The 18,466-nt window shown below is 70.8% G+C and carries 17 protein-coding genes and 3 pseudogenes; 7 read left to right on the top strand and 13 right to left on the bottom strand.

Translation table 11 applies throughout. From position 1 onward, the window contains the following. The first annotated feature begins 127 nt into the window (after positions 1-127). Positions 128-1,000, top strand: a complete 873-nt coding sequence (locus H8R17_RS14065; RefSeq protein ID WP_187823507.1) for a phosphotransferase enzyme family protein — start codon at positions 128-130, stop codon at positions 998-1,000. A gap of 21 nt (positions 1,001-1,021) precedes the next feature. Continuing rightward, positions 1,022-1,167 (top strand): annotated as a pseudogene (locus H8R17_RS48660) (IS630 family transposase); the annotation flags it as partial. 84 nt (positions 1,168-1,251) lie between these two features. Here H8R17_RS48660 and H8R17_RS14070 read toward each other — a convergent pair. The 4 genes and pseudogenes from H8R17_RS14070 to H8R17_RS45690 form a co-directional block, all read right to left on the bottom strand. After that, positions 1,252-2,427 (bottom strand): pyridoxal phosphate-dependent aminotransferase, encoded by a 1,176-nt coding sequence (locus tag H8R17_RS14070; RefSeq protein ID WP_187823508.1) that lies wholly within the window; start codon positions 2,425-2,427, stop codon positions 1,252-1,254. A 162-nt stretch (positions 2,428-2,589) separates the two neighbouring features. Next, positions 2,590-2,862, bottom strand: a pseudogene (locus tag H8R17_RS14075) (nucleotidyltransferase); the annotation flags it as partial. A 63-nt stretch (positions 2,863-2,925) separates the two neighbouring features. Then, positions 2,926-3,462 carry a TerD family protein gene (locus tag H8R17_RS14080; protein ID WP_187823510.1) on the bottom strand — a complete coding sequence of 179 codons (537 nt, stop codon included), beginning with the start codon at positions 3,460-3,462 and terminating at the stop codon, positions 2,926-2,928. Between the two features lie 102 nt (positions 3,463-3,564). Further along, on the bottom strand, positions 3,565-3,870 hold the full coding sequence (locus H8R17_RS45690) for a hypothetical protein (RefSeq protein ID WP_223125005.1): 306 nt from the start codon (positions 3,868-3,870) through the stop codon (positions 3,565-3,567). 172 nt (positions 3,871-4,042) lie between these two features. Between H8R17_RS45690 and H8R17_RS14090 the strand changes: the two genes are divergently transcribed. After that, positions 4,043-4,462 (top strand): CBS domain-containing protein, encoded by a 420-nt coding sequence (locus H8R17_RS14090; RefSeq protein ID WP_187823511.1) that lies wholly within the window; start codon positions 4,043-4,045, stop codon positions 4,460-4,462. 190 nt (positions 4,463-4,652) lie between these two features. Next, positions 4,653-5,024 (top strand): annotated as a pseudogene (locus tag H8R17_RS46685) (LacI family DNA-binding transcriptional regulator); the annotation flags it as partial. 239 nt (positions 5,025-5,263) lie between these two features. Here H8R17_RS46685 and H8R17_RS14100 read toward each other — a convergent pair. Beyond that, positions 5,264-6,637 (bottom strand): alpha-lytic protease prodomain-containing protein, encoded by a 1,374-nt coding sequence (locus H8R17_RS14100; protein ID WP_187823512.1) that lies wholly within the window; start codon positions 6,635-6,637, stop codon positions 5,264-5,266. A gap of 486 nt (positions 6,638-7,123) precedes the next feature. On the opposite strand from H8R17_RS14100, the gene H8R17_RS48665 reads away from it, so the two are divergent. Continuing rightward, positions 7,124-7,867, top strand: coding sequence for a hypothetical protein (locus H8R17_RS48665; protein WP_316959396.1), 744 nt, complete (start codon positions 7,124-7,126; stop codon positions 7,865-7,867). A gap of 166 nt (positions 7,868-8,033) precedes the next feature. Here H8R17_RS48665 and gap read toward each other — a convergent pair whose 3' ends face one another. Together gap and H8R17_RS14115 are read right to left on the bottom strand one after the other, a co-directional pair. Next, the gene (gene gap, locus H8R17_RS14110; protein ID WP_187823513.1) at positions 8,034-9,032 is read right to left on the bottom strand and encodes a type I glyceraldehyde-3-phosphate dehydrogenase; all 999 of its coding nucleotides are present in this window, start codon (positions 9,030-9,032) and stop codon (positions 8,034-8,036) included. A 103-nt stretch (positions 9,033-9,135) separates the two neighbouring features. Continuing rightward, positions 9,136-10,092, bottom strand: a complete 957-nt coding sequence (locus H8R17_RS14115) for a helix-turn-helix domain-containing protein (RefSeq protein ID WP_187823514.1) — start codon at positions 10,090-10,092, stop codon at positions 9,136-9,138. 264 nt (positions 10,093-10,356) lie between these two features. On the opposite strand from H8R17_RS14115, the gene H8R17_RS14120 reads away from it, so the two are divergent. Beyond that, positions 10,357-10,845, top strand: coding sequence for an SPW repeat protein (locus H8R17_RS14120; protein ID WP_262505236.1), 489 nt, complete (start codon positions 10,357-10,359; stop codon positions 10,843-10,845). A gap of 477 nt (positions 10,846-11,322) precedes the next feature. On the opposite strand, the gene H8R17_RS14125 is transcribed toward H8R17_RS14120, so the two are convergent. The 6 genes from H8R17_RS14125 to H8R17_RS14150 form a co-directional block, all read right to left on the bottom strand. After that, positions 11,323-12,087, bottom strand: coding sequence for a trans-aconitate 2-methyltransferase (locus H8R17_RS14125; protein ID WP_187823515.1), 765 nt, complete (start codon positions 12,085-12,087; stop codon positions 11,323-11,325). Between the two features lie 95 nt (positions 12,088-12,182). Then, positions 12,183-13,388 (bottom strand): aminotransferase class V-fold PLP-dependent enzyme, encoded by a 1,206-nt coding sequence (locus H8R17_RS14130; RefSeq protein WP_187823516.1) that lies wholly within the window; start codon positions 13,386-13,388, stop codon positions 12,183-12,185. Positions 13,389-13,392: 4 nt separating this feature from the next. Beyond that, positions 13,393-14,712, bottom strand: a complete 1,320-nt coding sequence (locus H8R17_RS14135) for a pyridoxal-phosphate dependent enzyme (RefSeq protein WP_187823517.1) — start codon at positions 14,710-14,712, stop codon at positions 13,393-13,395. Further along, positions 14,709-16,175, bottom strand: coding sequence for a Y4yA family PLP-dependent enzyme (locus tag H8R17_RS14140; RefSeq protein ID WP_187823518.1), 1,467 nt, complete (start codon positions 16,173-16,175; stop codon positions 14,709-14,711). The genes H8R17_RS14135 and H8R17_RS14140 overlap by 4 nt, the downstream gene beginning before the upstream one ends. Before the next feature lie 185 nt (positions 16,176-16,360). Continuing rightward, a complete protein-coding gene (locus H8R17_RS14145) occupies positions 16,361-16,915 on the bottom strand; it encodes a hypothetical protein (RefSeq protein WP_187823519.1) in 555 nt (184 codons plus the stop codon). Beyond that, positions 16,915-17,076: a hypothetical protein gene (locus H8R17_RS14150; protein ID WP_187823520.1), complete on the bottom strand. Its 162-nt coding sequence runs from the start codon at positions 17,074-17,076 to the stop codon at positions 16,915-16,917. The genes H8R17_RS14145 and H8R17_RS14150 overlap by 1 nt, the downstream gene beginning before the upstream one ends. A 124-nt stretch (positions 17,077-17,200) precedes the next feature. Here H8R17_RS14150 and H8R17_RS14155 point away from each other — a divergent pair, with 124 nt between their 5' ends. Then, entirely contained in the window at positions 17,201-17,776 is a 576-nt protein-coding gene (locus H8R17_RS14155) for a TetR/AcrR family transcriptional regulator (protein ID WP_187823521.1), read from the top strand. Positions 17,777-18,466 lie beyond the last annotated feature (690 nt).

Below are 18,466 nucleotides of genomic sequence, written 5' to 3' on the forward strand. Positions count from 1 at the left end.
CCAAGGAGCGGGGCGGCGAACAGGTTCGTGGTGCCGTGCCGGACGTAGTCGTGGCCAACTTGGTATGGTGCGCAGGTTCACCGCTTGAGATTTGTGGCAGCGCTCAAGGGAGAGGGGCCAGGCGGCGATGCAGGCGTCAGAGGTCCCGCGTGCGGTGGCCGCGGCCATGTCGACCGCCTCATCACTTGGCCTGACAGTCGACGACGTGATCGTTCTTCATGACTCGAACAAGCTCACTCTGCGTCTGCTGCCTTGTGACGTCCTGGCCCGGGTGGCACCTGTAGCGCATCAGGTCGCACGGTTCGAAGTCGAGCTCGCTCAGCGGCTCGCCGAATCCGGGTGCCCTGTGGCTGCTCTCGAGCCTCGAGTGGAGCCGCACGTCTATCAGCGTGACGGCTTCGTGGTCACGCTGTGGACCTACTACGAACCCGTGTCACCGCGAGAGGTCTCACCAGCCGACTACGCCAATGCGCTCGAGCGGCTGCACGCCGGCATGCGCAAGCTCGATGTCCCGACGCCGCACTTCACGGATCGAGTCGAGCAGGCTCAGCAACTCGTGGCGAACCGCGACCACACTCCGGCGCTCTCCGACGCGGACCGGGAGCTGCTCGGCGACACGTTACGAAGCCTGAGACGAGTGATCGGCGAGCGCGGCGGCGCCGAGCAACTGCTGCACGGCGAACCGCACCCGGGCAACGTGCTCACCACGAAGAGCGGGTTGCTGTTTGTAGACCTTGAGACGTGTTGCCGGGGGCCCGTCGAATTCGACCTCGCCCATGCGCCCGAAGAAGTCAGCGAGCACTATCCCGGTGTCAATCAAGACTTGCTGCGCGAGTGCCGGATCCTCGTGCTGGCGGTGATCACAACGTGGCGCTGGGATCGAGGCGACCAACTCCCAAACGGGCGCCAGCTGGGCACAGAGTGGCTCAGCCGGATCCGGGCAGCACTCGATCGCAACGGCCTGGACACCACGGCTGATCGCGGACCTTCGAGGTCGTAGCCGGCCGGTTGTTGATGTCGGATCACCCGCAGAGGCACCGGGTCGGTGGTGACCTGGCGGCGGGCCCAGAGGTGCTGCCGTCCGCGCAGGGCATGCCCGCGGCGAAGATCGCCGAGGTAACGTTCACCAGCGCGGACCGGGTCCGGAACGTGATCCATAACTTCAACGACCCGCAGCGACAGGGGAACGCTCGCGGGAACTCGGCCCCCCTCCAGGGCGCCGCGGCACGGAAGGACAGTTGGCCGCCCGCGCTACTCGAGCGTGGCCAGGAACTTCCCGAGCCGGGCGATTCCCTCGCGCAGTGCGTCGGCCGACGCCGCGTAGGAGAGCCGTACGTGCGTCTCCGCCGTGTGCACGCCGAAGTCCCGGCCGGGCGTGAGCGCGACGTGAGCGTCCCGGAGTGCTCGCTCGCAGAACTCCCAGGAAGTGAGCCCGGTGCCGCTCACGTCGAAGTAGACGTAGAACGCGCCGTCGGGCGGCACGGGAACCGGCAGTCCGAGCCGATCCAGGCCGTGCAGTACGAGGGCGCGCCGCTGGGCGAACTCGGCGCGGCGGGCCTCGCAGACCGCGAGGGCCTCGGGGGTGAAACAGGTCAGAGCCGCGTGCTGGGCAGGAGTGGAGGCGCAGAGGAAGTAGTTCTGGGCGAGGCGCTCCATCGCCGGTACGAGGGGCTCGGGGACGACGCACCAGCCCAGCCGCCAGCCGGTCATGCCGAAGTACTTCGAGAAGCTGTTGATGACTACGGCGTCGGAGTCGAAGGAGAGGGCGCTGCGTGGTGGCCGTCCTTGGTCGTCGTGGTCGCTGAGGTTGAGGTAGATCTCGTCGACGATGCGCCACGCCTCGCGCTCGCGGGCGTGCTCGCAGATCGCCGCCAGTTCGTCGGCCGGTACCGAGGTGCCCGTCGGGTTCGACGGGGTGGCGATCATGATCCCGCGGGTGCTGTCCGTCCATCGCGACCGGACGGATGCCGCATCCAGTTGGAAGCGGGTCTCGGCGGTGGCCGGGACGAGCGTGACGCGGGCGCCGAAGCTCTCGACTATCTGCCGGTTGCAGGGGTACGACGGGTCACCGATGACCACCTCATCCCCGGGGTCGACGAGGGCGGCGGTGGCCAGCACCAGGGCGGCCGACGCCCCCGCGGTCACGACGACGCGGGACGCGTCGACCTCGACGCCGTGCTGCTCCTCGTAGAACCGCGCGATCGCCTCCCGCAACGCGGGCAGCCCGAGGCTCGCGGTGTAGGGCATGGGTCGTCCGTCCATTGCCTCGCGCATCGCGTTCCGGACGGCCGGGGGCGCGCCGAAGTCCGGTTCGCCGATGCTGAGTTTGACGACGTGGTGGCCGTGGGCCTCCAGCGCCGCGGCCTGCTTGCCGAACTCCATCGCATAGAAGGGGGCGACGGCCTGGGCACGTTGCGAGATCTTCATGCGCTCATGGTGAGGCCTCCGGCTCGATCACGGCCAGGAGTGAGAGGACGGAGCAGTTTCCGAGTCGTCCGTGCATGGCCCTGCGCATCGCGTTCCGCACGGCCGGGGGTGCGCCGAATTCGGCGGAGGCGCCGTTCTGCCCCGTCGTGGAACGGGTGGCCGTCAGGAGCGTCGGGCTTTCCCGCCGTGCACGGCTGGGTATTCGGCTGCGAGCCAGGGGCCGAGATCGTTGATGAGCATCCCGAGCACCGCCGGGTCTGGTGAGGGTGCGCGGCCGGTGGACGCGGCGACGCGCATCTGCTCGACGCGCTCGGGGTAGTAGCGGCCGAAGAGTTCGGCGGACTGGTCGAGGTCGCTGGTCCAGCCGCCCCATCGGGGCATGATCAGGGTGAATCCGGTGCGGACGATGCGGCGGCTGAGGGTTCGGCGATCGGCGTGGGGGCCACCGGGGCCGGGCCTGCGGCGGCCCCCACGACCGGGTCCGCGCGGGCTGCCCGGTCAGGGCCGTCGGGGGATGCTGCCCATCTGCGCGAGGAAGGCTGCCGGGTCGCTGTCGAACCCCCGGATCATCTCCTGAAACTCCCACGCGCCGGAGCCGTCCCGGCTGAACTCCGCGACGGTCGCGGCGGTCGATGCGGAGACCTGCGCAAAGTCGTCTGCCAGCAACTGCGTGTACCTCTCGACGATCACCAGCCTGGCGTTCGCTATGTCGTCGAAGGTTCTGTGGCCGTGGTCCTGATGGATGACTGCCCCGACGACCACTCGCGCGTAGGCGGAGGACAGCCGGTCGAACTCCAGGACCATCTCCTCAACGAAGCCGAAGCCCTGGCCGGTCTGGCTGTGCCGACGCATGTTGATGGTCCCGTCCGGCGACCGGCTGTCGTAATGGACGACGTACGCAGGTTGCCCGTAGGGGTCGTCCGCGAGATAGGTCGCGGCGATGATGTCGAGGTGACGAGGCGGCTGCCCCAAGGGACTCGGGTCCCACTGAAGTTTTACTTCGACCTTCCCGAGTCCCTTGCTGACACTGCTCACCGGACGTGGCCTCCTCGCGTCGTTCCACTGCGGGACGGACGTGAACCCGCATCGTCAAGTATGGCCAGCGACCAGCACTTTGATGCTTCGTTGACCTTCTTCTTACCCAGAAGCGGACGTACCGGCGGCCCGCGATCGGGAGCGTGGCGGCTCCATCACGGTCCGGAGCGACTCCAGGTCGTCCCGGGAGGCTCTCGCGCAGCGCGGCGGGGCCTGCTCCAGCCGACGGGTGCGCAGATCGGCGACGGTCGGGAGCTTCGCCACGGGGATCCGCTGTCCCGTCGTGCGTTCGATCGCCTTCACCTCCGGTGCTCGCGGCTCGGCCAGGGTGACCGCGACACTCCCGCCTCCGGCCCGGCCCACCCGGCCGACGCGGTGCACGTACGTCTTACGGACATGCGGGGCCATGGCCACCTCCGTCTGCTTCCGGAACGGGCACGCTCGTCCCGGCCGCACCCGCGAAGGGGCGTCACCCAAGTGGCGTATCAGGACACCAGGTAGTGAACAACCCAGGAATAGCGTGGAATCGCCCTACGAGGCCCAGGGGGGTACGTCAGAACCCATCCCATCAGGAGGACTCATGCCGGTTGCCGGGCAGATCATGCACCGAGGCGCAGAGTGCATCAACAAGACGGAAACGCTCACTCGTGCCGCCGAGATGATGAAGCGACTGAAGGTCGGCGCACTGCCGGTCTGCGAGGACGACGGCAGGATGTGCGGCATCATCACCGACCGTGACATCGTGGTGAAGTGTGTTGCCGACGGGCGCAACCCCGCCGAGACTCAGTGCACGGAGCTGTGCGAAGGCACCCCGCAGTGGGTCGATGTCAACGCCGACGTCAGCGAGGTGCTCGCCACGATGGAGCGGCATCAGATCAAGCGGCTCCCGGTGATCGAGAACAAGGAGCTGGTCGGCATGATCAGCGAACGGGACATCGCCCAGCACCTCAACGAGCACCAGATCGCCGAATTCGCAGAACGGGTGTACGCCACATCCTGAGCACGTTCCCGCGTGCACTCCTGCGTCCTCAGCGGCGCGCTCGTCGGCGTGGGCACCGCTGAGGACGGGAGTTGTGCTCCAGAGTTGCCGGGTTCATATGCCTGCGCAGTCATGACAGCGCAGGCATATCGCTCACCCCACCAATGACGCGAGTGGGAGGACGGGGCGGGGCCCCGGCGCGCCGCGCAGCGTGGACGTGGCCCGGTTGGCCGGCGTCTCGCAGAAGACGGTGTCGAGGGTTTTCAACGGGGAGCGGTACGTCTTCGACGAGGTGCGCCGCCGCGTGCTCGGGGCCGCCGAGAACCCGGCTACCGGCTGAACAGCGCGGCCCGGGTAATGGCCTCGCGTCGACGTGCCCGTCCTCGTGCTCGGCGCGCCGGCGGCGTGCGGCGGCCCCCGGGAGGTGGCCGCGGGGTGGGCGCCGAGCTCCTGGCGCGGGCGGCCACCGAACACGCTGGACCTCGGGCACGTGACGGCCCATCACCTCGCTCGCCTGGCTGTCCGCGGACCGCGGCTGGCACAGCCCCCGTCGGACCCGCTGCACGGGTACGCGTCCGACCTGTTCCTCGGTCTACTCCGTCTTCGCGGCGGCCGGGCTACGGCACTCCGGGTACGAGGCGGCCGCCGCCACAACGCCCGCACCCGGGGCTGGCGGCTCACCGAGCAGGAACCGACGCGCCCGACGTCGTCCTCGCCGTCTCCCGGTACGGCCGCCGCATGCTGCACTGCGGCGGCAGCGCCCCCGCCCCCGACGGTTCCCCGGCAGGACCTGCGCTACGAGATCGGTTCGCCGTAACACTGCTACAGACGATGCCAGAGGGCCGGAGTGCCGGCCGGCGACCACGCGCCCTGGGCCTGGTGGGTCTGCAGGCACTGGTAGCGCACACCCGCGTGGGTCACCGTGGCGCCGGCCTCGTAGACGCGGCCCGCGGCCCACGCGTCCGTCGCCCCGTTGTCCTGCGGAGCGGGCGTGTCGGTCTGGGCGGAGGCGGTCGTCAGGACGAGGCCGAAGTCGCCGAGAATCGGATTGACCGGCTGGTAGAAGGTGGTCCCGCCGCTCGTGCAGTCCCCCGAGCCGCCGGAGGTCACGCCCTGCGCCTGGGTGCCGGAGACGTACGGGCCGCCGGAGTCACCCGGTTCGGCGCACACGGTGGTCCGGGTCACGCCCTCGACGGTGCCCTGGTCGTAGCTGACGCTCGTGTCGTGCTGCTCGATGGTGCCGCAGTGCCATCCGGTGGTGGAGCCGGAGCGGCAGACCGACGCCCCGACGAGCGCCTGGACCGAACCGCTGACCTGCACCTTCTTGCCGCCCTCGCCCCTGACGTCCGGCGTGGCGGTCCAGTCGCTGTTGACACCCACCCAGGCCATGTCCTTGTCGGGGAACGTGGAGGCCCGGAACGTGCCCTGGTCGGCCCTGTTGAAGCCGGTGGTCTTGTCGCCCGGCTTGCCGCAGTGGCCCGCTGTGGCGAGGCCCTGCTGCTGGTCCTTGGTCACGGAGAAGCCGATGGAGCAACGGGCCGTGCCGTTGGTGTAGTAGGCCTCACCGCCGACGATGTCCGTCAGCAGTCGTGGCCGCTGCGCCGACACGCGGACGCCCACGTCCATGCCCTGGACGCCGGCGGTCCTGATGAAGGCCGTGGCGGCCGACTGCCGGGCCGCCTGGACGACGACCCGGTTCGCCGGTACGTCGACGTACCAGACCGGAGTGTCGCGCGTCGTGACGCGGGCGGCGGCCGTGTCCAGCTTCTGCTTGATGGCCTTGAGTTCGGTGAGCGGCCGCTTGACGACCACGGCCTTCGCGCCCTGGGCCCGGATGGCGGGCGCGTCGGCGGCATGCGTGGTGGCGACGACGAGTTCGGCGGAGGTGGCCCCCCGCACCCAGGCCCCGGCGAAGTGCTTGCCCAGGGCGTTGCGGAGCCGGCCAGCGCGGGTGCCCGCCTCCGCCTCGTTGACCAACCGCTCGGCCGCCTGACCCGGTGTCAGCCCGAGGTCGCGCTCCATAACACGCAGCAGCTCCGCCGACGGCCGGTCGGCACCGAGCGTCTGTGCGGCGGTGGACCCGGACATCGGCGGAGGCGGCTCGGCCGCTGTGGCCGAGGTGAACCCGGTGAGGGCGAGGGTGCCGAGAGCGGCCAGGGCGGTGCGGCGGCCGGCCGCGGCATGTCTGCCGAGCATGCGATGAACCTCCAGCGAATTCGGGTGGGCCTGCGTCGGGTCAAGGCCTTGACGGAGAGACATGAGTCGATGTCAAAAGCGGAGTTTTTCCGCGCTTTGGGGGACGCCCAGGGGTGCCATGTGCGCTACGGAGTGCTCAGGCGGGTTTCAGGCCCGCAGCGCCGGCCTCGGTGACGTAGGACGCGGCCGTGGTGATGGCGGCGCCGGGCCGTCGTAGCTGTCGTCGCCGGAGGCGAAGCAGCCGGTCGCCGGCGGCGGTTCGAAGCCCGAGGTCGGTTGGGCGAACAAGTAGGTGGCGTTCGAACATCGCGGACCTATTCGCCAGGGTGCGCCACCCCTTCCGGCGCATAGAAATATCCACCAGCATGAAGGGCCCTGAACGGGCCGGCGGCGCGGGCGGAAGCCCACGGCCGGGCGCAACCGCGTCCTGCCCGCGTCCGTTACGGCGGAGCCGATCGCGCTGGGGGTGTGACCTTGCAGAGTTGCATGGAGAATCAGGCCATCGAATGGCTCGCCGCGGCTGCCACTGATCCTCAGCGGTGCAGACAGGAGTGGGAACAGGGCGCGGAAACAGTGCTGTTGCAGGCCGGGCGGCTCTGGGACGTGCTGAGCGTGCCCGAGGACCTGGGCCTGTGCGCGCTGGATCTCCTCGGCCGTGACCGGCGAGGGGCGCCTGCGCCGACTCTGGTCGACTGCGCGGCCCGCCGGGTCGGATTCTTCCTGCCGCCCAGCCCGACAGCCATCGAGTGGGCCGGGTCCGGCGTGCGCCGCGCCGGCAGGGGATCGTGGATCGCCGTGCCCCGACCCGACGGCGCGGCCCGGCGCCTGGAATGGCTCGTCCCGCCCGACGGGACCGGCACCCTGCACGAGCCCCGCCTGGTGGAGCTGGCTCTGCGCGAGGCGGGGGGTACGGTCCCATCCCTCACACGGAGGCATGACATGGCCGACGTCGCCGTGCGAGCTGGGCACGGCGCGGACGTCTTGGGCATCCCCAACGACGGCGACCATACGACCGACTCGGGCGGGGGCGACGCCGGTTGCCCGTGGTGCGCCGCACTGCGCACGGCGAGCAAGCGCTCCACAACCCAACCGCCGGCACACGACCCCTATGTCTCAGGAGTCCGGCAGGGCTCCGGGGACGGTCAGACCGACAACGGTCCCTGGCACCTCCCCTCGCGGGTCCGCGGGGTCAGCCGCCTGTGGAGCCGGAGGCGACCACGCCGCGCATGATCAGCGCGAAGCGCCGTCGCCGGTCCACCTTTTCTCGCGGTCTATCAGCAAGGGGGCGAGAGCGCCGGGCAACGGTCCCTGGCACCTCCCCTCGCGGGTCCTGAAGATCTCACCGGCCTGACGGTGCAGATCGGGCCGATCGGTGAAGACGGCGGTTTGCTGACGCTCAGCGTGTGGCGAGGAGTCCGAGCGTGTCGATCACGCGGTTGGAGAAGCCCCACTCGTTGTCGTACCAGGCGACCACCTTGATGTGGCGGCCGTCGACGCGGGTCAGGGCCGAATCGAAGATCGACGAGGCCGGGTTGCCCGTGATGTCGGACGACACCAGCGGGTCCTCCGAGTATTCGAGGACACCGGCCAGCGGTCCCTCGGCCGCGGCGCGGTAGGCCGCCAGGACGTCGTCGACCGTCACGTCGCGGGTGACGGTCGTGTTGAGTTCGACGATCGAGCCTACCGGGACCGGCACGCGGATCGAGTCGCCCGACAGCTTGCCGTCGAGGTTCGGCAGCACCAGGCCGATCGCCTTGGCGGCGCCCGTCGTGGTCGGCACGATGTTGACGGCGGCGGCGCGGGCCCGGCGGGCGTCGCGGTGCGGGCCGTCCTGCAGGTTCTGCTCCTGCGTGTAGGCGTGCACCGTCGTCATGAAGCCGTGCTCGATGCCGGCGAGGTCGTCGAGCACCGCGGCCAGCGGTGCGAGCGCGTTCGTCGTGCAGGAGGCGCTCGAGACGATCGTGTGCAGGGCCGGCTCGTAGGCGTCGGTGTTGACCCCGAACGCGAGCGTGACGTCGGCGCCGTCCGACGGGGCGCTGACCAGCACCTTCCGCGCGCCCGCCTCGAGGTGGGCGCGGGCGGCCTTGGCCGAGGTGAAGCGGCCGGTCGCCTCCAGCACGAGGTCGACGCCGAGCTCGGCCCACGGCAGCCGCGCCGGTTCGCGCTCGGCGAGCACCGTGATGCGGCGGCCGTCGACGACGAGGGTGTCGCCGTCGACGGTCACCGGGCGGCCGAGCCGGCCGGCCGTCGAGTCGTAGGCGAGGAGCCGGGCGAGGGCGGCGGGCTGCGTGAGGTCGTTGACGGCGACGACCTCGAGGTCGCTGTCGCGTTCGAGCAGGGCGCGCAGCACATTGCGTCCGATGCGGCCGAATCCGTTGATGGCGATGCGAGTCATGAATCGTGTCCCTTCACTTCGCCACCAGGTTCGCGGACCGCATCCGCCCGTGACAGCGGCGAGAACGCCACGGTTCAAAAGGATCACGCCACGCCACGGCGGGCTACTCGCCCCGGGTGAATGTGCGCCGGTACTCGCCCGGCGTCGTGCCGAGGACGCGCTGGAAGTGCAGCCGCAGGTTCGCGCCGGTGCCCAGGCCGACGTCGGCGGCGATCTGCTCGACGCCGAGCTGCGAACGCTCCAGCAGCTCACGGGCCACGTCGATGCGGGCCCGCATGACCCACTGCATCGGCGTGTAGCCGGTGTCGTCGACGAAGCGCCGCGAGAACGTGCGCGCCGACACCCCCGCATGCCGGGCGAGCACGTCCAGGGTGAGGGGCTCGCCGAGCCGGTTGAGCGCCCACTCGCGGGTGGCGGCGAACCGCTCGCCCAGTGGCTCGGGCACGCTGCGCGGAACGTACTGCGCCTGACCACCGCTGCGGTAGGGGGCCGCGACCAGGCGCCGGGCCGCGTGATTCGACGCGGCCACCCCGAGGTCGCTGCGCAGGATGTGCAGGCACAGATCGAGGCCCGAGGCGGCGCCGGCCGACGTCAGGACGCTGCCCTCGTCGACGAACAGCACGTTCTCGTCGACCTTCACGAGCGGATGCTTCGCCGCGAGCGCCCGCGTGTAGTGCCAGTGCGATGTGGCGCGCCTGCCGTCGAGCAGGCCCGTGGCAGCGAGCGCGAAGGCGCCCGTCGAGATGGCGGCGAGCCGCGCGCCCCGGTCGTGGGCGGCGACCAGCGCGTCGAGGACGGCCTGCGGCGGGTCGTCGCGGTCCGGGTACCGGTAGCCGGGGATGAAGACGAGGTCGGCCCACGCAAGTGCGTCGAGGCCGTGGGCGACGTGGTACGACAGGCCGTCACCACCAGTTACGAGACCGGTTTCCGCACCGCACACCCGCACCTCGTACGGCATGCTCGCCCGCGTCGTGAACACCTGCGCAGGCATACCGACATCGAGCGGCTTCGCACCCTCCAGCACAAGCACGGCGACACGACGCAGGCGGGCGGCTGGCACGGGCAACAGGGTACGCGGGCGTGCGGACTGTCTGTAAGACCAGCTCGGGGTGTGGGCAAACGGGGCGCAGCGTGGCGCCGAGGACGCCTTACCCGACGGCTTGCACCTTCCGCCTCGTCCTGCCCGCGCGGTCCCCGGGAGACGGGCGGGCGGCTGATGCGGCGCTCCCCGTCGTTCCTTGCGTGGCATCGACGATTCAATCGCCCGGCTGGGGTACTCGCTCATCAGCATGGACCCATCAGCCGACTCACGGAGGTGGCGGGGATGACTACCTCACCTCGTTCGTCGATGGAAACGCATCCCGACATCATCGACATGCGCAATCGCCACGAGATGGCCGAGCGCGCCACGACCACTCCGCAGGCACAGGCCGTCGAGACACTGGCCTTCCTCGCGGGTGTCTACCTGGCGGCGTCCCCGTGGATCGCGGGGTTCAACGGCTTGTCTGCGCTGGCCGTCAACAACCTGATCGTCGGCATCGCCTACGCGCTCCTCATGAGCGGTGGCTTCGGTCGCGCCTATGAACGCACCCACAGCATGGCGTGGGCCTCCTGCGCCCTGGGCGTGTGGACCATCATCGCCCCGTGGGTCGTGGCCGGTGACGTCAGCACGACCAGGTCGGTGGTCAACAACGTCATCGTCGGCGCTGTCGCTCTGCTCCTGGGCCTGGCAGCCAGTGCCCTCGCCGGCCGGGGCGCACGGCCCGGAGACGAACGCGCCGTGTCGGCCTCGTACGGAGCCGACCGGAGCTGACCGCGACCCCCAGCCTCACCGGCGGGCAGCCGATGCGGGTCCTCCTCGTCCCGTCATCGGCCTGGAACGTCCGAGGAGGCTGGGGTGCGTCTTTATCACAGCTGTCCCATTTGTCACAGCAGTCCCACCGACCCGGGGTTCCGCCGTCGGCGCCACGGACGCGGCTCCCGCTCCCTCGACGCTTGGGGGAGCCGCTGCGCGAGCCCGCGGAGCCGGCGCGGATCAGGGGGCATCTGCGCGGACGCGGGCTGACCCGGCAGCGGGTTCTCGCCACCGCCGTACGCCTGCTCGGCCTCGGCTTCTTCCGGATCGGCACTGCGGCGCCGGGGCGGTGCCTGACCGGCTCCTGGCGTGTGGTGACCTGCTCCTGGCGTACTGGGAGCCGGCCTGGAGATCACCGCCAAGGACTTCCGCACCTGGCACGCCACCGTCATGGCCGCCGCCGCACCTCGGCGATGGGGCCGCGCGGCCCGGGGGTCAGCGGATGGCGACGACGACGTGGTTGTCGCCGTACTGCCAGACCGTGCCGGCCTGTCCGAAGCCCGCCTGCCGCAGCAGCCGGACGTGGGTGGCGAGGGACAGGGGAGCCGGGGCGGCGGTCGCGGCGGCGGGCTCGCGGTCGCGGCGCTCGGCGAGCAGGTCGGCCAGTTCGGGTTCCTGTGCCACGGAGGTCCACCAGGAGGACCAGTCCTCGTGGGCGTACGCCCGCTGCCGCTCCGCCCGTCGGCGACCGACGCGGCCGGTGACCTCGGCGAGTCCGGCGTCACCGGGCGGAAGGTGGTCGCCGTTGACGAGGACGCCGCCGGGTCGCAGCAGCGCCGCGAGCCGGCGGTAGACGTGGAGCAGAGCGTCCCGGTCCAGGTAGTGCAGGGCGGTGGTGGAAACGGCCGCGTCCAGCGGGCGGTCGAGGTCGAGGGCCTTGGTCCACCCCGGCTCGCCGATCTCCGCGTCGACGTAGCGGGCCGCGTCCGCGTGATGGGTACGGGCCAGTTCCAGCAGGAGTGGGTCCCGGTCCACGCCCACGATGTCCGCGGCGGGCAGCCGCCGGACCAGCCGGGCCGCCAATGACCCGGGGCCGCAGCCGAGGTCGACGACGAGCGGCCTGCCCGGGCGGGCCGCGGTGATGTGTTCGACGACATCCGCGATGACGGTGAAGCGTTCCTCGCGGTCGATGGCGTATCGCTCCTGCTGGCGCTCCCAACGCTCCACCCATCGCTCTGCCGTCTCCAGGCTCAGCCCCATCCGGTCGTGCCACCTTGCCGTCTCGCACCTGTCTGTCTCGGTCGAGATCCGAGGCTACAGGTGGAAACGGTTCCCATTCCGCCTTTCTCGTCGTGTCACATGAGCGAGGCGAGGGCGGACAGTAACTGGTCGATCTCCTCCTGGGTGTTGTACACGTGCAGGCTCACCCGTACCGAGCCGGTCCGCTCGCCCGCGCTGCCCTGGCAGTGGTTGTCGGAGCGGACCATGAAGCCGTGGCTGAACAGGATGAAGCCGAGGTCGCCGGAGTCGATGTCACGGTGCCGGAAGGTGACGATGCCCTGGCGCTGCTGGACGGTCGAGCCGGCGGCCAGGCTTTTCTGGCAGCCGAGGATCTCGTAGGCGTCCAGGCGGCGCAGGCCCTCGGTGAGCCGGGCCACCAGGGCCACCGTCCACCGTTCGATCCGGTCGACACCTGCGGCGTCCAGCCAGTCCAGCGCGGCAGCCAGCGAGGCGATGCCGACGGTGTTGGGGGTGCCCGGCCAGCCGCCGGGGGCGAACTCCGGTCCGCGTGCCTGGCGGGCCCAGACGGCACCGGAGCCGGGCAGGGCCAGGGCCTTGTGCCCGGAGAAGACGACGAAGTCGACATCAAGGTCGGCCACAGAGACCGGCAGGTGGCCGACGCTCTGCGCGGCGTCCAGGCAGATGACCGCGTCCGGACCGACCGCCTGACGGATGCGGTGGACGTTCATGTTCCCGCCGTACACGTGGTGGACGTGCGTGGCGGCGACGAAGCGGGTGCGCGGCCCGGCCAGTTCGGCGAGCGCGGTGTGTTCGTAGTCGCCGGAGGCCTGCTGGTACGGCATCGGCCGGATCTCGACGTGCACGCCCTGGCGGGCCAGGAGTTGCTGTGTCTCCAGCCAGGGCGCGATGTTGGCCTGGTGGTCGGCGACGGGGACGACGATCTCGTCGCCGTCGGCGAGCAGGGAGGGGAGCCAGTCGCGGGCGATCGTGCGCAGGCCCTCGGTGGTGCCGCTGGTGAAGTGCACGGCCGACTGCTCCGGCGCCGGGTCGCCCAGGAACCTCTTGATCCGGTCACGGGTCTCCTCGACCAGGTCCGTGGTCCGGTTGGCCCAGGTGTAGGTGCCGCGTCCGGCGTTGGCGTTGGTCGAGGTGAGGTAGTTCTGTACGGCGTCGAGGACGGCCTGCGGCTTCTGTGCGGTGGCCGCGCTGTCCAGGTAGGCCAGGTCCGGGTGCCCGGTGATGATCGGGAACTGGGCGCGCAGCGCGGGCTGCCATTCGCTCAACTCATCGGCGTGGAGCGGTGCTTGGGCGTCGGCCATGGCGTCAGTCCCGTACCAGGGGTGCGCCCGCGTCGCGCCAGGCGATGATGCCGCCGTCCAGGCTGCGGATGTCGGGGTGTCCCATCCGGGTGAGCAGCGCGGCGTAGCGGGCGGACTTCTCGCCGACCGGGCAGGCGAGCAGCACCGGGCGGTTGCGGCTGAAGGGCAGGCCGCCGCGCAGGAGTTCCTCGAAGACCTCTTCGACGATGTTGACCGAGCCGTCGATGTGCAGCGCGGCGAAGGCGAAGGGGCTGCGCAGGTCGACCACCAGCGGCCGGCCGGTGGAGATCCAAGCCTGTGCGTCGGCGACGCCGATGCTCGCAGCCGTGCGGACCTCGGCGTCGGTCAGGTCGGACGGGGAGTTCGTACGGCGGGGGCGCCCGAACAGGTCGGGGCGCCGCTGCCGTACGTAGCTCAGATAGCTCTCGACGCGGTCGCAGACGATGAACACCGCCGACTGGCGCTCGGCCAGCTCACTGTCGACGGCGCGCAGTTGGCGTACGGCACCGAAGAACGCGGCCCCTCCGGTGGGACCCGCCAGGATGCCGCACCGCCGGTTGAGGGTCAGCATCCCCTCGATGGCCTCGTCCGAGCTGACCGCCTCGATCGTGTCGTACGTACCGGGGTCGAACAGGCCCACCTCGTGCGCCTCGTCGATGGTGCGGATGCCGGGGATGAAGTCGGACTTGGCCGCGACCAGGCCGACGACGCGCACGGCGGGATCGTTCTCGCGCAGGACGCGGGCCACGCCCGTCGAGGAACCGGCGGTGCCGACGCAGGCGACGAACCAGTCCGGCGCCCGGCCGTCCAGGTCCTTGACGATCTCCGGGCCGGTGCCGGTGAGGTGGGCCTCGGTGTTGCGCGGGTTGAAGTACTGGTCGGTGTGCAGATAGGCGCTTCCCTGCTCGGACAGCGTCCGGTGGAAGAGGGTCAGCGGGTCGTCGGTCGCGGTCGGGTCCAGGCACTCGCTCTGGCCGGGCAGTTCCTCGATCTGCGCGCCGAGCAACAGCAGCAGGTCCTTGATCTCCGGTACGCGCATCCGGTTGGTGACGCTCTTGAAGGCCAGGCCGTGCATGCCCGCGAGGACGGCGAGGGCCTTGGCGGTGTTGCCGCTGGACAACTCGACGACCTGGCTGCCGTGTTCGGCCGCGTCGGCCAGGTGCGGGCGCGCCATGTACCAGGCGGCCCGGTCCTTGACCGACCCGAACGGGTTGAGCAGCTCCAGTTTGGCGTACAGGTCGATGTGCTCGAGGCCGTGTACGGCCGGGTCGATGCGCACCAGCGGGGTGTTGCCGATGGCCTCGGTGATGTTGTCGTACCTCACTGTGCTTCTCCCACGGGTGTGGTCGGCCAGTACTCGTCGTCCAGGCACCAGCGCCACGAGTCGCCCTCCTGCCAGGCCGCGACTTTGCGGGCGACGGGCTGCTGCTGGGCGCGGGTGGCGTGGAAGTCCATGCAGTAGGCGGCGGTGTTCGGGAAGGCCATCAAGTCGCCCGGCTCGGGACGACGGGGCAGGAAGACCGTCCGGCGTGTGATCAGGTCGGTCTCCAGGCACAGGCTGCCAACCAGGTGGACGGCGACTGGTTGTTGACCGGTGGGTCGGTCCGTGCGCGGTACGAGCACGGGGTCCATCAGGACCCCGTGTTCTTCCAGGGCCACGTCGTCGGCCTTGGCCGCCAGCCGTACGAGAAGCGCTCCGCCGGCGTCCTGCTCGCGCACCTCCAGCACCTTCGCCAGGGTGACCCCGCACCGGTCCAGCAGCGCACGTCCGGGTTCGGTGTGCAGGTCGTACAGGTGCTCCAGCAGCAGGGCGGCCAGGGGGCGGCCGCCCAGGGAGGCGGCGGGGTGGGAGAGGAGTGCGTCGAGGTACCGCGCTCCGGCGACCGGCCGGTGGGCCGGGTACAGCCCGAGGGTGCCGCGCAGCGTCCCGGCTTCGTTGCGCAGGCCGTATCCGTGGCCGCCCCAGGTCAGGGGCGGGCGGGTGCCCAGCACGGCGGAGGTGAGTTCGGTCGTGTACCGCTCCCACTGCCCGCCGTCGGCCAGGTAGTTGATCCCGAAGCCGCCGCCGACGTCCACGGCCCGGGGCCGCAGACCGCGGCTGCGGCACTCCTCCAGCGCCCGCAGGCAGCCTTCGAGCGCGGTCGCCTTCTCGTCTAGGCTCGTCGTGTCCAGGTGATACCCCACCCCCACCAGGTCGACCGCGTCACTGTGCCGCTCGACGGCCTCCAGCAGCGGATCCAACTCCCCTGCGGACGTGCCGAACCGGCTGCGCCGGCTCAGTACCCGCACGCCGGGCGACTCGAAGCCCGACAGGCGCAGCAGGACGTGGACCCGGGGGAGCGTGTACTTGCGTACCAGCGCCGCGAGTTGGTCCAGCTCGGCGCGGCCGTCGACGCTCACGGTGACCGAGGTGCGGGCGGCCAGCCACAGGAACTCCGAGTTCTTCGGCCCGGTGGCCGTGATCCGCTCGGGAGTGAAACCGGCGCCGAGCGCGTGCTGCAGTTCGCCCAGCGACGCGACGTCCACACCGGCGTCCGTGGCGGCCAGCCGCCGCAGCAGGGCACTGGACCGGCCCGCCTTGTGGGCGAAGAACACCTGGCCGGACAGGTGGTGGCTGTCGTACACCGACCGGAACTCGTGCAGATTCGCGGTGATCTGATCGGGCAGCACCACGTTCAGCGGAGACCCGAGGGCCCCGGTGAGCGTGTGCAGGAGTCCTGCGGAGTCCAGCAACAAGCCGAGCCGCGGCCCCAGCCTCGGCTCGAGATACAACGGGTGTCCGCCCATGCCCAGCCCCTCCACCCGCACGTCAGGCCCGGCATCCCCGGGCGCGCCCGATCACTCCCCGCGGTTCGCCGTATTAGCACATTTCCATTCTTCGGTCGCTTTACGCCGCACAGTGCTGTGTCCGTTTCCGGGGAGAAGGGTGTCGCTGTACTCCTGGCCTCCGCCGGCCATCCCGTGAACTGGTCTTACGGGCAGCGCTCGGCGACGAGCAGCACCACCTTGTGTCCGGATCGCCGCTCCCGCTGCATCCGCCATCCGTACCGGGTGAGGCCTCGCGGTTTGCAGATCGACAGGGCCGTCGTGGTGAGCAGTACGGCCACGGCGGCCGCGGCGTCGACGACGAGCTGGACCCGCATGCCGCGCAGGTCGCCGCCGGACAGGTCCGTCCGCGCCGCCGCTTCGGCCACGCGACCGGCCACCTGCATGTGCAGCAGGAGGAGCAGCGTCGCCACGACGGTCAGCGCGAGCTTGGCCAGCACCCAGTAGTGGCGCAGCAGTCCCCATACGGTGCCCAGTGACTGGACGATCCCGGTCAGCAGGGAGGCGAAGGCCAGCGGGACGATCACGTACCAGCCGGTCGTCTCCAGGGCGAGGTACGCCCCGCGCACCCGCTCGGCGTCCTGGCCGGTCAGCCCGCCCACGGCGAGGGCCAGGAAGACGGCGACCGACCCGAGCCAGCCGACCGACGACGCGACGTGTGCGGTGAGCGCAAGTCTGCGCAGCGCGGGCGGCATCGCCATCAGTGGCCGCCGTGCATGCCGGGCCCCATACCGCTGCCCGTCAGGTGCAGAACGAGGACCAGCGCGACCACGGCGAGCGCCACGCTTCCGGAGATCTTCACCCAGCGCGGGGCGCTGGGAGGCGTCCCGGCGTCGGCGGGGTCGGTCGGTGAGCCGGCCATGCGGACTCCCTCGGTAGGGCGGGCGGGGCCCTCGGGCCCGCTTCTCATGCCGCAACCTTTATAGAGACACAGTGTCTACGTCAAGCCGCGGTGTATCGGCACCGTCGCCCCGTACACTGGGTGCGTGCCGAGGCTGTGGAACGAGACCATCGAGGAACACCGCCGCGCCGTCCGGGACGCGGTGCTGGAGACCACGGCCGCTCTCGTGGCCGAGCACGGGCTGCGGGGCGTGACGATGTCGCGGATCGCCGAGCAGAGCGGGATCGGGCGGGCCACGCTGTACAAGTACTTCCCCGACGTCGAGTCGATCCTGGCGGCCTGGCACGAACGCCGGATCACCGGCCACCTCGCCGAGCTCGCGGAACTCCGCGACCGCCCCGGCACCCCCGGTGAGCGGCTCGAAGCGGTGCTGGAGCGCTATGCGTTCATCCAGCAGCAGCGGCACGGCCATGGGGGAGAGCTGTCCGCCGCTCTGCACCGGGGCGACCACGTGGCGCACACGGAACAGCATCTGCGCCACTTCATCCGAGGACTGCTGACGGAAGGTGCCGATGCGGGCGAGGTCCGCGACGACGTCCCGCCGGACGAGCTGACCGGCTATTGCCTGCACGCCCTGACCGGAGCCGGAAGCCTGTCGTCCAAGGCCGCGGTACGGCGACTGGTCGCGGTGACCCTGTCCGGACTGCGCAGCCAGGACTGACCGGGTGGTCGGTGTGGTGACCGGTGGTGAAAGGATCAGAGCCGGTCGAGAGTCGGCGCTGCCGTGGTCCATGCCTCCCATGCCGTCGCCGCAGGCGGAGAGCAGCAGGGCGCTCGCCGCGATCACGCTCACGGCTGCGAGACGGCGGGCGGGCTTGCGGCGCAGGGGCGCGCGTGAAGGCGTCCATGGTCGAACTCACCTCGGTTGGGGATTGGGACGCAGTACGGCGGCGACCTGGGCCCGCAGGCTCGCCGGCCGGTCGGGGTGACGGGCGAGCGCCGACCGCACGAGTCGAGATCCGGGGCGCGGGGAACCTCGATGTTCCCTTCGACCGACCGCAGCGGCGGCTCGCGGTCACCTGCGTACACGGGGCCGAACCCCGGGCCTCTGATGCCGGCCCGTCCGTCCACCTCGACATCGGCCCGGTCTCGGCGAGCTGCTAGCGCCGCGACAGGCAACGTTTGCCCGTCAGGGAGCGGCGTCCGGTGCGTGCTCTCGGCGTGCCGGCCGGAAGCCCTCGTACTGGACGTACTTGGGCTTTCGGCCGGTGCGGCGAGAGGGCGTGCCGGGCGTCGCGACGGGGCGAACGTTGCCTGCCGGGGCACTAGGTTCTGTCTGGAGTTCGGATCAGGAGTTCGGTAGATCGCCTGCGCGCGAGGGCTCGGTCTTGATAGGCCGTCAGTCATGGCG

The organism is Streptomyces sp. TRM68367 (assembly GCF_014495685.1).
GTDB lineage: Bacteria > Actinomycetota > Actinomycetes > Streptomycetales > Streptomycetaceae > Streptomyces.